The sequence below is a fragment of the Rummeliibacillus sp. JY-2-4R genome, from assembly GCF_053847205.1.
In genome coordinates, this window is sequence record NZ_CM132623.1 from 3,531,975 (window position 1) to 3,547,504 (window position 15,530).

The following is a 15,530-nucleotide window of genomic DNA, read 5'->3' on the forward strand; positions in this document are numbered from 1 at the left end:
GAGGAGTATTATGCCAAACGTAGAAGTTAACTGCACAGTATCTAATTGTTTTTTCCATGCAAAAGGCAATATATGTGGAGCCAGTAAAATAACAGTAGACATGGATTATCAATCAAAATATGGTAAAGAGGAATTTTCTCAGGATTTTGACATGAGAGATCGTAAAGAAGAAGCAGACCACTCCGGCGAGACATGCTGTAAAACTTTTAAACAAAAGTCTAAGTTTTCTTCTTAAACATTTTACGAAAATGACTCACAAAAAAGACAGCTCAAAAGTGGACATTGGAGCTGTCTTTTTGCTTTTAAATTTTTAATTAGTTTTTAAAGTATAAGAAGTATGTTATTACATATTGACCAGTTCATAATCATTTTGATTCGTCTCCACATATAATGTGGGGATATAATGAAAAGGAGTGAACTCAAAATGGGATTTTTCCAACCAGGAGGTTCAATGCAACCACAATATCCTCCTCCAACTTTCATACCACCAAAACCATCTGTATCCTATATCATCGACTGTCTATATGAAAACACTTATGTATGGCTTATAACTGGGGAACAATTCTGGTTTTACCCAACTCGTGTAGAATATGGAGAAATAACGGGATATAGGTGGAATGGCGCCTTCTGGGTATTCTACGGAATTGATCCAAGATTCATAGACGCTGTTGCCTGTACTCCTACTCCTACCCTTTATTAATAACCAAAAAATCCTCGCGGTGAAAAACCACAAGGATTTTTTATTTCAAATGATTATCTATAACTTTTCCTATGAAAAGAATTTGCTCATCAGCAACATGTTTTAAAACAACTTCACATGCCATTTGCGTGCCTCGTGATAAATCCTATTCACTACTAATTTTGGATTCAAAGAAATTCTTATCCCTTAATCATTTGCCACAGTAATTTTCGCTGGCCCAGCATTAATCGTTAATTCTATATCTTCTGGATTTACTCCTGCTTGCTCACCCCAGTAAGTATACCCTAATTCCATTTCTTCTAATGTCCATTCTATTGGCTCCCAATCTGGTTCGAAGATTAAATAACCATTCGAGAATAACTCTAAACGAACTCCACTACCAGGATCTAAAACATATACATATAAAGCTTGAGAAATTCCATGTTTTCCAGGTCCGATAAATTTAATGCCATTTTCAGATAAAATATCGGCAGCTCTTAAAATGTCTTGCGCATTATCTGACCAATAGGCAAGGTGATGAAGTTCATGCGGAGTACTAAATGTTGGATCTCCCATGACCGCAATATCATGTACTAATGGTGTTACACTCATCCATGCTCCAAGCATTCCATCGGTTGGCGCTTTTATATACTCACGAATCTTGAATCCAAGCTTTTCAGCCAAAAAGTTGATGACAATATTTGGGTCACCATTTGTCCCTATATTCACATGGTCAATTCGTCTTGGCGAAATGCCTTTTCTCCATGCTTTATATGTTTGATTTTTTAATGCGGCTTTACGCTCAGCATTCGCTTTTGTCTTTTCCATATCAAAATAGATTTCAAAATTATGTCCGCTTGGTAGCTGGAAGCGAATGGCTTCTCCTTGTCCTTTTTCAACTCCAGCTTCTACTTTTAATACTTCTACCCCAGCATCTTTTAACAATACTGCAAAATTATCTACATCTTCACGTCTTTTCGCTTTAAAGGCAATATGATCAACTCGTGATTCTGGACCAGCTGTTAAAGATAACGTATGATGTTCAAAATCACCCCAAGCACGCAAATAATGTACGCCTTCTACTTCTTCTGTTTCTTCTAAACCTACTACCTCTTTAAAGAACCATAGTGATTTCTCTAAATCTGTTGAAACCAAAGCCACATGACCTAATTTAGCAATCTCCGGTAAATAGTTGAACTTTTCCATTTTATCTCCCCCTTATCCTAAACAAAATGTTGGTACATCAAATAAGACCTTGCCATAATTGCTAATTCCGTCTTCATATAAAGATGTTATATGAGCGCAAATAGCCGTTAAATCTCTTGTAATCATTTCAAGCGGACTTCCTTTTAGCAATGCAGTTGCACCAAGTGTTGTCGTTGCCTTTGAAGCAATTTCCATACAATCATGAACAATTTTTACTCGGATTGCATTGAATTCTGCTGGATGGTGAGCGTCTCTTCCACTTTCCAACATGTGATTGTATTCATTCATTAAACCTTTTGCCGCCTTGTGCTTCAACGTTAGTTCCGCAAGTACCCTTTGGCTCTTTGGAGACTCACCTTCATTTGAACCATCAAGTCGTACTCGTTTCTTTGTTCTTTCTTTAAATTCAACTAATACTCTCTCTGCTCCCCCTAATGCCATTGCCGGGAAACCAACAAAAAATGCAGGGAAAAATGGAGCACGTTTATATAAATAGTCTTGATCAACAGATGTATTAAACGCCGTACCATCGATTGCTTCTGGAAAGCGGAAAACCATATCATTCGGAACAAATAGTTTATCTGCGATAACCGTATTACTACCACTGCCTCGTAACCCAATTGAATCCCAATTTTTGATAACTTGTAACTCGGAAGCTCTTACACATAATCCTATAGGGCTCGGCATTGGTTCTCCTTCAAATTGGTGGGTTGCGCCTAACGAAACCCAAGTTGCATAATTGATACCGCTTACAAAATTCCATTTACCGGATAATACATATCCACCTTCTACCTGTTCAACTTTACCGACTGTAGCAAAAATATCGGCCAATAGACCGCCGTCACCTACAATCTCATCCATCCGATGTTTTGGAAGAAGCGTAGTCCAGGAATTGTGCAATGAATAAAAATAAGTTAACCAAGCTGCGGATAAATTATAATAACCCACCTTTTGGATAAAATCGGTATACGTTTTAAAATCAATTTGTGGATGACCATAGACTTTCGGCAAAAGTAAACGATGAATTTCTTCTTTCATAAGAATATTGACAACATTTTGTGAAATCGAGGCATTTTTATCAGCTTCTAAAGCCTCTTTCTCTGCGGCAATACCAATACGCTTTGCACTTTTCATCAGTTTGTTATGGATTTTCTCATCTTTTATAATAACCGTCATATAGCTACCCCCTAGATTAATGATACTGATGCACTTTTTGTATCAAGAAATTGATCAACTAATTGAATAAAACGCTCTTCTTGTTCAATTTGTACCCAATGCCCACATTGTTTTAATAGAACCAACTCCGCATTAGGAATATACTCCATTAGACTCAAACTACTTTCTTTTGGCACGAATTGATCCTCATACCCATGAATGAGTAGCACTTGCTGCTTTATTCTTTTTAAGGCACTTGGAGGAATTAGTAATTCAAACGGATTCGGCGAGAACAATGTTGGATAAAGCTTTTGAACTTCAGGTCGCATAATCACTTTATATCGATTTTGAATAATTTCTTCTAATTTATCTTCCAAGACACTTTCGTCATACAAAAACCAAGTAATTAAATTACGGAAATCTTCAATAGTTGGATTTTTAAAGAAGCCTGTCATTCGTACTATTTCTGGAGTTGGCCCACTTGTAGCTCCTCCTCCACTGCCCATTAGAACCACTCTATTAAATCGATTTGGGGCTTGCATCAGCGCGTTTAGAGAAATAATTCCTCCCATAGAATTACCTACTAGATTTACTTTTTCTATCTTATGATGGTCCATAATCTTCAAAACCTGTTGCACACGTAAAGTTGTCCATTGCCAGAATGTTAGATTCGTATTTTCAGGGATTTCAGTATTTCCAAATCCAACTAGATCCGGTGCAAAAACATGATATTTCTCCCCTAAGATTTGTAATGCTGCTTTCCAATTTGATTCACCTGTTGCTCCAGGTCCTGATCCGTGTAAGAAAAAGATCACCTCTGAATTATTCGCTCCAGCTTCGCAATAAACTGTCTGAAAGTCACCAGTCTGAATTTTTTTAATTTCATAAGATACCATTGATTTCCCCTCCAATTCGTTTTTAACGCTAAAACTATCATATAAAATCAAAAGATGGATTATTATATCTCTTTTAATTGTAAATTCAGAAAATTTCAATTATTATAATTGTACAATTACGTACTTTATTAAAAATAACTATTCATATAGGAGACTTATAGATGAAATCTACCAATATGGCTTCTGAAATTGTTATTACATCTCAGTCCTTTGGATTACTAAGAAAGACGTTGATTGAAAATATGGGGGTTGATCGAGCGAAAAAAATCTTATTCCAATTTGGAAAAGAATTAGGAGGATCACGAGAAACGAGTTTACAAAAAGAAAACTTTACAATGGATGATTTAATAAAGGAACATATTAATTTAGGGCATATATCAGCCATTACATATGATAATAAAATAAATTATATCGATGAAAAGAGAAATTTAAATCTGCAAAGTGGTTTTGGAATTTGGCATGATTCTTTTGAAGTAGAGATACACCTAAACTTTTTAGGGAAAGCCTCTGAATGCTCTTGTTACACCTTAAGTGGTTTTGCAAGTGGCATTTTATCACATGCATTTAGGGAGGAAATACTTGTTAAAGAAATTACTTGTAGATCAAAAGGAGATCAACATTGTTCCTTTCAAGTGAAAACGAAAAAAGAGTGGATGAATGAAGGAGTAGAATTTAATAACCAAACGATTTTAAACGAACTTGAAGATACTTATGATAAATTACTGGAGAAACATAACTTACTCAATAAAGTGACAAAATATCATGGTGAACTAACAGAATCCGTTATTAATCAGAACAATATCCAACAAATAATACATTCCGCGTATTCTATACTAAATGTTCCTGTTTTTATCTCCAATCAACTCGGAAAATTAACGGTATACGCGGGGTTAAATGAAACCGCTTTAAAACACGTTCGTTCTCATCCACTAAATGTTAAAAAATGTACGAAAACGACGAGATTAAAAATAGATAATTACCATATTTTAACTTCACCCATTTATATAGAAAATCAATTATTTGCAACATGTTCATTTTTATATTGTACGAACGAAATTGACTCTAATGATTATCTATTTTTAGAAAGGCTTGTTTCTGTATCTACTCTTTATTTTCTTAATGATAAAGTGAAATTTGAAACAGCAGAACGTCTAAAGATTTCATTTTTGGATCGGTTAATCAATAAACAATTTAAGAATAATACAGAACTTGTAAATCAGGCACAGTTCATTAATCCTCATATAACAAACGACTTTATCACACTAGCAATTAAATATAAATCAAAAAAGGCAACAGATATTTCAGTAGATATTTATAATATCGTTTTACAAATTTCTAGGTTATTACAACTATACAATATACATGGATTAGTAACTCAAAGAGTAGAACATATCATCGTCTTTATTTATTCAATAAACGATTATTCAATTTTTAAAAGAAAAATAGATAACATACTTAAGGAATTATGTACTCGATATAACCATTTTAATTTTTCAGTTGGTATAAGTAATAAATTTAACCGCTTAGAAGATTTTGATGAATCCATCATTCAAGCTGAACAAGCAATGAATGTCCCTAGAGGAGATATACTTTTAAGCTTCTCAGATTTAGGCTTATTGGGCGCTATCCTGCAAAAAATGAATAGCGACGATATCATTAATCTTGCACAAAAAGAATTAGGAGAATTACTCACTAATACAAAATCAAAAGAATTACTCTATACTCTTTTTATCTACTTAAGAAATTCGGGAAAACTAGAAAAAACGATGAAAGATCTCTCCTTATCCCTAGGTGGTTTACAATATCGACTAAGAAAAATTGAAGCTATTATTGGAAAAGACTTAAAAGACTCTGCAACTACATCTTATTTGTTTTTACTTCTTGAATGTTTGAATATAATTGGAGAAATTAATTTTACGTGAACTCTCCTCCGCAAAATTCATGAAATTATCAGGCCTGCACAACATAAACAATGGAGTAACCAGAAAAAATACTATTTAGGAGGAAAGCAATTTGCCAGATTATTGTTTATGGCCAGAAGACAAGACACCGGAAAATCTCATTGATTGTAGCGAGTGCGGTCTTATTCAACAAGGCTCTCGAATGGTCTGGGGTGAAGGAAATCCTAAAGCCCCCATTATGATTCTATTGGACAATCCTGGAGCACGTGAAGATAAGGAGAACACTCCTTTTGTCTGCGGAACAAGACAAACACTGCAAAAGGCTTCAAGTGAAGTAGGATTAAAAGTGGATGACTTATACGTTACCTATGTACTTAAGAGAAAACCTAAACGAGCTTATGATAAAGAGAAAACGAGAGAAATCTGCATACAGCATCTACACCAACAGTTACAGATTACAAAACCGGATTTTATTGTTTGTCTTGGAAATGTTGCCGTACAATCATTCTTCCAAGATTCAAAAACAGATGTAAAATCACTCCGGGGTAAATTTCATGAGGTACAGGGTTTCCAAACAACCGTTGCCTATCATCCATTAGCTGTAAGACGTCGTCCGAATCTATGGAAAATGTTTGTAGAAGATTGGAAGCTTGTGGCGGAACATTATTTCCAGTCGAAAAGTTAAAGTATTTATATGAATTTCACTCTAATTCTCTTTACCGATTGCAGTAATAACTTAGAAATTTACATTAATGAAACTAATTTGTATTTAACGCTATTCAAAAACGGCCAATTTCTAATTGACCGTTTTTCTCTCTCGCCTATAAAAAGACTCCTAAAAAATACTCAAATCATATTTCTTTGAAAGACTCTCAATAAATTTCATGCCAGCGACGCTATTCCCGACTTCATCAATTGCCGGACTAAAGACGCCAATTCCTAATTTACCTTCAAGATGTTCCACTAAACCATAGGGTACTGTGCTCAAAATCCCACCAGATACACCACTTTTCATCGGAATTCCGATAGAGGCTGCATATTTTCCTGAGGCATTATAAAGTCCACAAGTTGTCATTAGTGCTTTTGTGACTTTTGCTGTGCGACGTGTGATGAACTTTTCATTTGTTAATGAATATACCCCGTTCCCCGCAAGCATCAGTCCTATTTTGGCAAGATCTTTTGTTGATACTTCTAGTGCGCATAAACAAATATAAGTCTCTAATGCTTGTTCGACATCACAGAGTAAATAATTATTTTCTTTTAAATAGTAAGCAATTGCACGGTTCCTGTAACTTGTTTCCATTTCAGAATGGTATACCGCTTCATTTACTTGATGTCTACTACCTGTAATGCGATTTAAAAAGTCCACAACATATGTTACTCGATCCTTAGCTGTTTCCCCTGGCAACATTGAAGCAACAGTAATCGCGCCTGCATTTATCATTGGATTAAATGGTTTTCCCGGTTTAGAGCTTTCTAAACGAACAATTGAATTAAAAGGATCACCTGTAGGCTCTAAATCGACCTTATCCAGAACAAATTGCAAACCATGAAATTCACAGGCCACCATAAAATTAATCACTTTTGAAATACTTTGCAGTGTAAAAATTGTATCTGTATCTCCAGTCTCAAAGTAGTTACCATGTTCGTCTATTAGACATGTAGCAAATTGATTGACAGATTGTAGTGAAAGCGCTGGAATATAGGATGCCGGTTTTCCTTCACTTGTATATCTTTTCGCTTCATTCGCAATTTGCTCTAACATTGTTTCTCCATTAGTAATTTGCTCTAACATTGTTTCTCCATTAGTAATTTGCTCTAACATCTCTTTTCCCTCTCTTTATGGTCAAGAAAGAGATGTCCTACTTTAGAGAACATCTCTTTAACATTTCATTTATTTATTTATTTTTTTATTTCTTTATTTATTTGGAATAAGTGAAACGTACTCTTCACCATTTAAGCGTGTTTTTAATTCATTTTTCGCTTCTTCAATGATGCTTGGATTTTCCATACAAACAATCGCAGTTCTAGCCATAATATCTGCTGCATAAAGCATTCCCCTATGACCAATTGAAGTATTGCCTACAGCTACTACTTGCCATGTGTGTAATGGCGTTCCAAGTACCAAGCTAGCTGTTGTACATTGTACTGTTGGTGTTTTCCAGCTTACATCACCCACATCAGTTGAACCATACATAATCGCTGGTTCTTCTGATAATGGTAATACCAGATTGCTCAAACGCTTGTCCCCAAGCAATTCCTTTTGTTCAGCTGGAATCAACACAAGAGCGGTATCTTTACTTTCATCATCCAATGATTGATAAATTTGCTCTGCAAAAGTATAATCCTCTTCACTAAATTGAAGAGCAGGAGCCTCGTCAAATTGTTTTTCCATCACTTTTGCTAGTGTCATATTCGGTATTAAATCAGATGCTGCTCCATCGAACCCTTCTTCAACCGATGTTTCTGTCATTAAAGCCGCGCCTTGTGCAATTTTTTGAATTCGTTTATAGATCTCTATTACTTGTTTTTTCTTTGGTGCACGAATTAAATAAGCAACTTCAGCATATGGTTGCACTACATTTGGGGCAGTACCGCCACTATTCAACATTGCATAATGGACACGTGCCTCTTGAATAATATGTTCACGTAAATAGTTCACACCAACATTCATCAACTCTACCGCATCTAATGCGCTTCGTCCTAGATGAGGAGCTGCAGCTGCATGAGCACTTTTACCTGTAAATTTAAACGTTGCGGCATAATTTGCAAGTGTTGTCATATTTACTGCTTTGTTAACTGTTTGAGGATGCCATGTAATCGCCATATCTACATCATCAAACAAGCCAGCTTCCGCCATATACGCTTTACCTGATCCTTTTTCTTCTGCCGGACATCCATAAAAGCGAATAGTGTATGGAGCATTTGTTTTCTCAACATATTCTTTTGCCGCAACTGCTGCAGCAAAAGCACCCGTACCAAGCATATTGTGCCCACAACCATGACCATTGCCATTTAGTTCAATAGGACAATACTCTGCCTTACCACTTTCTTGACTCAAAAGTGGTAAGGCGTCATATTCACCTAGAAATGCTATAACAGTTGGCCCGTTACCGAAGCAACCCATGATTGCTGTTTCAAGATTCGCTACATTTTTTTTAACTTGAAATCCTTCTGCTAGTAATGCTTCTTCCATTACGGAAACAGCATATTTTTCTGTAAAAGCTAATTCAGGGTTTGCCCAAATTTTCCCGCTGATTGTTGTAAATGTTTCCTTTTTTTCTTGAATAAAACTTGTTACGTCAAATGATGTATCATGCATTGTACTCATAAGGGGCCTCCTCTGATGTTTTTTTATTTAAAGAAATTGATAAAACAGATATGATACAAATAATTGAAAATGCAACTAACATCCATACGGCTGCATTATATGAACCATCAAATGCATCTACCATAAAACCGATTAATGTTGGCGTTACAAATCCTGCCAATTGACCACCCGTGTTTGCTATCCCCATAGCTGTCCCAGCATATTCTCCAGGAATCTTCTTCAATATAAATGATGGTAATAGCAACATGACATAAGTTAATAACATTGAAACAACACATTGATAAGTGATAAATAAACCAATAGATTTTGCATCGAACATTAAAAATAAGAATATTGCTACAAAGAATGCACAAAAAGCACCGATGATTCGATTTATGTTTAAATCTAGTTTATCAATGATATAACCACTTAAAAGCATAGTAATGATAATAATTAAACCCGGAATCATTTGTAACCATCCGATAGAAACCAAATTAAGTCCTCTTACTTTGGTTAAATAAGTTGGTAACCATGTATTCAATCCCCAGTTCACCGCGTAAATCGTAAAGTAGCAGATAACTAAACTCCACATAAATGGCATTTTTAATAATTTTCTTAATATTCCTTTTATTTCAGGTGCCTCTACCGATTGGTCGGCTACTTTATCCTTCGGTACATACTTCCAATATAGGAATCCAATAATAGCACCTAATGACGCTGCAATGACAAAGAATGCTCGCCAACCAATTGTCATTAACAGTGCAGCAGAAATAATCGGTACTAACATCCCCATAATCCCTGAAGAAGTAAGCATAATTGACATAACCTTACTTCGCTCATTCACGGGGAATGATGTTGCGATTACTTTTGAAGCTGATGGTTGGAATCCACCTTCCCCAATCCCAAATAAGAAACGAACAACTAACATAACACTTAATGTCCAAGCAATAGCTGTAAAGCCTGTAAAGATTGACCACGCAATAACTGCAAGCAATAAAATCCGCTTTGCGCCAAATTTATCTGCTAAAATTCCCCCTGGTATTTGCATGATGGCATATCCCAAGAAAAAGGTACTTAAAATTAAACCCGTTTCGGTACTAGTTAAAGATAGATCCTTACCGATATCAACAATTGCATAGTTGATGACATAGCGGTCTAGGTTACCTAATGCCCAACCTAAAAACAACAAGCCAACTAATGTATTGCGAACTTTTTTTGCTAATAATTTTTCTGTCATAATAAGCCTCCCCTTTGCTCATTTAACGAACATTTCGTTAATACTTCGTAAATTATATATTAAGAGTTCACAAATTTGCAATAGTTTTTAGAAACTTTAGACTGTAGGAAACTTTCAATTAATATATCTAAAATTCCATATATTTTACATAAAAAGGTATTTATACATACCTGAAAATACAGAAATGTATAAATACCTTAGGTTTATTATTCAGTTAATTATTCCTTTAATTTATATAATTTAGCAGGTCGTCCTCTGGTTTTTCGGTTATCCTCCCCGCAATATTCTATTAAATTAACTTTCACTAATTCGGAAATAATTCGCTGTGCGTATCGTTCTGTCATGCTTAACTCTTTTGCTAAAACCTTCGCACTAAATGCGTCTATTTTCAACTCATGCAAGATTGCTTCTATTTTTGTAAACATCCTCACACTGACGGAAGTCTGTTCTAGTGTATCAATCATTTTCATATCTTGAACACGGCTTTGATAAGTAAATTCAGGTGACGCTTGAGCCATTTCAGTGATTGTTCCATCTTCCTGCATGACAACAATACCATTCGTACTCTTTTCAAGCATATCAAGCATTGCATGATGCGCATTACTTTCTGCATAATATACTGTTTGCGCATGGCCAATTCCGACAACAACCGCCTCATCTGTCTCAACAGATAATCGATCAACCATTTCTGATATGGCATCCCTATTTCGTTCAACAATTCCGCGTGAGCTTAATATGACAAAGTGACCATTGCCTTCCTCTATTAAATAACCATCAATTTTCTCGCAAAGTAGTAATATTATTTTTTTTAAAGTTAACTGTAAAAAGTGGATGGCATAGCCATTCTCGTGCGCCATTTTGATAGAATTGAAATTTTTGATTTGCACAACTAATGCAGTCGTTTGTGTTTCCTTATAATAAGACGTTTGGATTTTTTCGCTAAATAACTGCAGTGCATGGAAAATATCTTGTTTAGAGGGACCTATCCAATGGACAGGAATTCCTTTTTCTTTCAGCTTTTCTTCTACTATAGGATAAACTGTAATGACTACATCAATTTCTTGTTTATTCCAAAGTTCTTCATGATAAGCAATAATTTCATCAGTAGAAGTCTTAGCCGTAAAACGTTTTACATACAAGTGATCCAGAATTTTAGTTAAACCTTCAACACCATCAAAGGAATCATTGTTTTCAATAGTACTTAATATATCCATACTAGCTCTTCTTGCCAATTTTCCAATTTCATAACTTACTTCTAAAAGACCTCGGCGGAAACTATCCCCTGCATAAAAGATATACTCCATTTGATTTTTCGAAAAGTATTTGGATTGTTTGGCTATTTGATACGGCATCAAACCTGAAAATAACCAAAAGTCAACATCACTATGATACTTATTCAAAATATCTGTTGTTTCATCTACAAGATTATAAGAATATCCGGCAAAGGATAGATTTGTCTCAAACTTATTTGCATAGTATAAAATTCTTTCAACAGAACGAGCGGGTCCTACAATACCAACCTTATACATACGTAATTCTCACTTTCCTCTATTTTCAACAAACTATCTTTATTATAACAAGAATAGGAAGCTAAACACTGTTCGTTTCTTTTAGTCTTTCCGAATAGCATGTTTCCCTTCCTATATTCTCGTAAAGTGAAAAAAACAAACGGGATAGCTTGAGATTAATGGTTACCGTAGGGCTATTATATCGCACGAGAATATTAAGCTCATTTTTTAAAGTTTATCAGGAATATTTGTTAAGATGTAGGATAAGAACAACAGACTGTTTCATTATTTTTTTCAACAGGGGTGAGAAGATGAAAATAGTAATAGCAGGTGGTTCAGGATTTATTGGAAAGAAATTAACTGACCTTTTAGTAGCGGAAGGTCATGAGGTTGTAATCCTTACAAGGAAAGAAAAGATTTCATCAACGAGAGTATCGTATGTAGTGTGGCTTAAAGAAGGGGCAAATCCAGAGAAGAAATTAGAAAATGTTGATGCATTTATTAACTTAGCAGGTGTTTCAATCAATGCTGGTAGATGGAATGAAAACCATCAAAAGCAAATCTATAACAGTCGAATGGTAGCAACTGATGAGTTAATAAGGATTATTGATACATTGCCTCAAAAGCCTTCTGTATTAATCAATGCCAGTGCAATCGGCATTTATCCTGTATCAAATGATGTTGTCTATACAGAAGAGTCAAAAGATATAGCAAACGACTTTCTGGGTAGGACTGTGTATGATTGGGAATCGAAAGCAAAAAAAGCGGAAAAGTATGGTGTACGCACTGTTTTTACGAGATTCGGAGTTGTACTTGGTGGTGAAGCTGGTGCTCTCCCACTAATGACTCTGCCCTATAAATTATTCGTGGGCGGGACGGTTGGTTCTGGTGAACAATGGGTGTCATGGGTTCACGTCTCAGATGTTGTCAGAGTCATATCATTTGCTATTAAAAATGATCATCTATCTGGACCAGTTAATGTAACCTCTCCTTCCCCCTTGAGAATGAGAGATTTCGGAAAAACAATTGGTTCAGTATTAAAACGTCCACATTGGTTTCCTGTACCATCATTTGCCATGAAATTGTTGCTCGGACAAAAAAGTAAACTTGTTCTCGAAGGACAAAAAGTGATACCGAAAGTGCTAACAAAGGAAGGATTTGAGTTTTTATATCCAAAACTCGATTTAGCTTTGGAAGATTTGTTAGATCGCTAGAGGAAAAATTAGTTAAGAACTCGTATTCTTGATTATTTAAAATTTAGAAAAGAACTATTTCTTTTTGATAAAAAGAAAATAGTTCTTTTTTCTTTATTCCTAATGCGATACTACATAAATCTCATACGAAACAACAAGGATATTTGAAGAAAAACCTATTACAACAAAATTAAACCCTTAGTGAACCACGGAACCCCCTGGCAGCATAGTAGGATTCTGCTCCATTATGGTACACAAAGACCGTGTCATAGCGACGATCACAAAAGATAGCTCCACCTAGTTTTCGAATATTATCAGGTGTTATCACCCAACTTGATGATTTTGTATCAAAATTTCCAAGTTCCTGCAGCTCTCGATATTGTTCTTCCGATAAAATCTCAATCCCCATGTCAGCAGCCATATCCATAGCGCTATTTTCTGGTTTATATTTTTTTCTTGATTCCAATGCTTGGCGATCGTAACAAACATTTCTGCGACCTTTAGGACTTTCAGCAGAACAGTCGTAAAATACGTATTCATCCTTCTCCTGATCATAATCAACCACATCCGGTTCACCATCGGTATCTTCCATCGCATGAAGCGACCACAGTTTTTCAGTATTCGCTTCTAGCTTTGCTTGTATATTTGCCCATTCAAGTTCTTTATGGCGATTCATATTTGCTTCAAAACGTGCTTTCAATATTTCGAGTATTTTTTCATATTGTTCTGTTGTTAATGTTCTTTTTTTATTTTCCATCCTAAAGCCTCCTCTTTTATGTATAGAACTACTATATCAGAAAGCCAAACTGACTCCTTACTGTAACAGTAAGTTCTTTTAAGGAAAAAGGTTTTCCTTTTACACTTCTGCCACAATTTACTAACAGTATAAACTTATTCTCCCTTGTAAACCTTCTACCACTACTTCTGGAATTTCCCTGATTTTAATATCCTCACCTAGAAATAATAGCCAATTTGTTATTTCAGTCAATTCTTCGGGCATACTTACATTGATAAAAGTCTTAAGTATAGCAGTGGTTTGGTAAGGATTCATATAGGAAATTGAAATTTTTAAAGGATGGTATTTTTTAAACTGGGCAATCGCATTTGGGCCAAGTTCTAGGACAAGATTAATTACTTCTTTCTGTGTACTTAGCTTTTCTTCTATCTTTTTCTTACTTACTCTTATTTTCGATTCGTAGGGTTTGACATTGACAAGTTGATCAACAGGAAAGATTTTCTTCTTTTCTTTATTTAAGTCAAATCCCTCAATTAACCAAATCCCTTTTTCATTATAAAGGTGCAACAGATAAATTGGATAAGACATGGTTATCTTCTCTTCTTTTATGCTAATCATTAAATAGCGATCCGAAAGAAGGATTTGGATCAGTTTTTCTAACATGGGATGCGGAAGATCTGTAAGCTCAAGTAGATCAGGATTATGTGGATTGGTCCCTTCAAAAAGCAAGATTTGGTTTAGTAGAACGAGAGTCTCTTGCTGATTCTCTGATATTAGTCCAAGCAGCTTTTCAGCTAAAGACTGACGGCTTTTTAGATAAGGAAGTTGTTGATTTCTTGTGGCCATAAAAGCAATGAATAGAGCTTTGACCTCATTATCAGTAAAGCGAACAACTGGCAAGACAGAATTGTGCATGACAAAATAACCCCCATCTCTTCCAACTTCAGAGACGAGCGGCATACCCATAGACTCAATTTCTCGGATATCGCGAATCGCGGTGGATCGAGATATGTTAAATTCTTGCATGATTTCAGTAATTGTAAAACGCGAGCGGTTGTTGATATACCGCATGATGATATTAATCCGTTCAACTTTTTTCATATGGACTCCTAACAGTATCATTTTTTGACATGATTTAACGTTATCATAAATCCATCAGGTGATGAGGACAAGTCATTTGATTAATCTAAAAAGAGGAAGGTATTAAATATGGCAGATTACACACTAGAAGAAAAAGACAGTTTTATCGTTTTTGGTTTAGGAACTGAGCTTAAGAGTCATTACACAGACTTCGCTGGTTTAAGCAAAGAAAAGGCAGACTTTTGGCAAGCCGTAAGCCAAGATGGACGACTTGATAAATTAAAATCCATTGCCACAAATGACTACATTTTTGCCGTGAACGAAGCAGTAAACAACAAAATGATGCATTATGCAGGCGTCATGACAGATGAAACAGTACCAGAAGAAGAAGATTCAAGAGTAATCCAATTTCCAAAAGGCCACTACCTAGTTGTAAAAGGAGAAGCGAAAACTTCTGAAGAATTAAGTAATAGACTTGCCGGCATTGCCTTTGGTCAAGTTCTACCAGAAGTGAAGGATTTTGCTTATGTTGGTGGTCCAAATACTTCAGTTGAAATGGGACAACGAAACGGCTTAGTTTTCGGTGAGATGTGGATTCCCGTTGTGAAGAAATAATATATATAAGGAGG

Annotated in this window: 15 protein-coding genes; 6 read left to right on the forward strand and 9 right to left on the reverse strand. The window is 35.4% G+C overall.

The genetic code is table 11. From position 1 onward, the window contains the following. The first annotated feature begins 10 nt into the window (after positions 1–10). Positions 11–235, forward strand: a complete 225-nt coding sequence (locus tag ACWV26_RS17315) for a DUF1540 domain-containing protein (protein WP_455895924.1) — start codon at positions 11–13, stop codon at positions 233–235. A 189-nt stretch (positions 236–424) separates the two neighbouring features. After that, entirely contained in the window at positions 425–700 is a 276-nt protein-coding gene (locus ACWV26_RS17320) for a transporter (protein ID WP_455895925.1), read from the forward strand. A gap of 186 nt (positions 701–886) precedes the next feature. Here ACWV26_RS17320 and ACWV26_RS17325 read toward each other — a convergent pair whose 3' ends face one another. The 3 genes from ACWV26_RS17325 to ACWV26_RS17335 are packed head-to-tail and all read right to left on the reverse strand — an operon-like array spanning position 887 to position 3,936. Next, positions 887–1,885: a VOC family protein gene (locus ACWV26_RS17325; RefSeq protein ID WP_455895926.1), complete on the reverse strand. Its 999-nt coding sequence runs from the start codon at positions 1,883–1,885 to the stop codon at positions 887–889. Positions 1,886–1,897: 12 nt separating this feature from the next. Continuing rightward, positions 1,898–3,061: an acyl-CoA dehydrogenase family protein gene (locus ACWV26_RS17330; protein WP_455895927.1), complete on the reverse strand. Its 1,164-nt coding sequence runs from the start codon at positions 3,059–3,061 to the stop codon at positions 1,898–1,900. Positions 3,062–3,072: 11 nt separating this feature from the next. Continuing rightward, positions 3,073–3,936: an alpha/beta fold hydrolase gene (locus ACWV26_RS17335; protein ID WP_455895928.1), complete on the reverse strand. Its 864-nt coding sequence runs from the start codon at positions 3,934–3,936 to the stop codon at positions 3,073–3,075. A gap of 161 nt (positions 3,937–4,097) precedes the next feature. Between ACWV26_RS17335 and ACWV26_RS17340 the strand changes: the two genes are divergently transcribed. After that, positions 4,098–5,858, forward strand: a complete 1,761-nt coding sequence (locus ACWV26_RS17340) for a V4R domain-containing protein (RefSeq protein WP_455895929.1) — start codon at positions 4,098–4,100, stop codon at positions 5,856–5,858. Positions 5,859–5,949: 91 nt separating this feature from the next. Further along, on the forward strand, positions 5,950–6,522 hold the full coding sequence (locus ACWV26_RS17345; RefSeq protein ID WP_455895930.1) for a uracil-DNA glycosylase: 573 nt from the start codon (positions 5,950–5,952) through the stop codon (positions 6,520–6,522). Between the two features lie 150 nt (positions 6,523–6,672). Here ACWV26_RS17345 and glsA read toward each other — a convergent pair whose 3' ends face one another. The 4 genes from glsA to ACWV26_RS17365 form a co-directional block, all read right to left on the reverse strand. Next, positions 6,673–7,632, reverse strand: a complete 960-nt coding sequence (gene glsA / locus ACWV26_RS17350) for a glutaminase A (protein ID WP_455898290.1) — start codon at positions 7,630–7,632, stop codon at positions 6,673–6,675. Between the two features lie 123 nt (positions 7,633–7,755). Next, the gene (locus ACWV26_RS17355) at positions 7,756–9,168 is read right to left on the reverse strand and encodes an amidohydrolase (RefSeq protein WP_455895931.1); all 1,413 of its coding nucleotides are present in this window, start codon (positions 9,166–9,168) and stop codon (positions 7,756–7,758) included. Further along, the gene (locus tag ACWV26_RS17360) at positions 9,152–10,384 is read right to left on the reverse strand and encodes an MFS transporter (RefSeq protein WP_455895932.1); all 1,233 of its coding nucleotides are present in this window, start codon (positions 10,382–10,384) and stop codon (positions 9,152–9,154) included. Before ACWV26_RS17360 ends, ACWV26_RS17355 begins: the two co-directional genes overlap by 17 nt. Positions 10,385–10,602: 218 nt before the next feature. Beyond that, the gene (locus ACWV26_RS17365) at positions 10,603–11,913 is read right to left on the reverse strand and encodes a hypothetical protein (RefSeq protein ID WP_455895933.1); all 1,311 of its coding nucleotides are present in this window, start codon (positions 11,911–11,913) and stop codon (positions 10,603–10,605) included. A 290-nt stretch (positions 11,914–12,203) separates the two neighbouring features. Here ACWV26_RS17365 and ACWV26_RS17370 point away from each other — a divergent pair, with 290 nt between their 5' ends. After that, complete coding sequence (locus ACWV26_RS17370) at positions 12,204–13,106, forward strand: TIGR01777 family oxidoreductase (RefSeq protein WP_455895934.1); 903 nt, start codon at positions 12,204–12,206, stop codon at positions 13,104–13,106. 169 nt (positions 13,107–13,275) lie between these two features. Here ACWV26_RS17370 and ACWV26_RS17375 read toward each other — a convergent pair whose 3' ends face one another. Both ACWV26_RS17375 and ACWV26_RS17380 read right to left on the reverse strand, forming a co-directional pair. Then, positions 13,276–13,842 (reverse strand): DUF4256 domain-containing protein, encoded by a 567-nt coding sequence (locus ACWV26_RS17375; RefSeq protein WP_455895935.1) that lies wholly within the window; start codon positions 13,840–13,842, stop codon positions 13,276–13,278. A gap of 120 nt (positions 13,843–13,962) precedes the next feature. Beyond that, entirely contained in the window at positions 13,963–14,922 is a 960-nt protein-coding gene (locus tag ACWV26_RS17380; RefSeq protein WP_455895936.1) for a helix-turn-helix transcriptional regulator, read from the reverse strand. A gap of 108 nt (positions 14,923–15,030) precedes the next feature. Between ACWV26_RS17380 and ACWV26_RS17385 the strand changes: the two genes are divergently transcribed. Continuing rightward, positions 15,031–15,516, forward strand: coding sequence for a GyrI-like domain-containing protein (locus tag ACWV26_RS17385; RefSeq protein WP_455895937.1), 486 nt, complete (start codon positions 15,031–15,033; stop codon positions 15,514–15,516). Positions 15,517–15,530 lie beyond the last annotated feature (14 nt).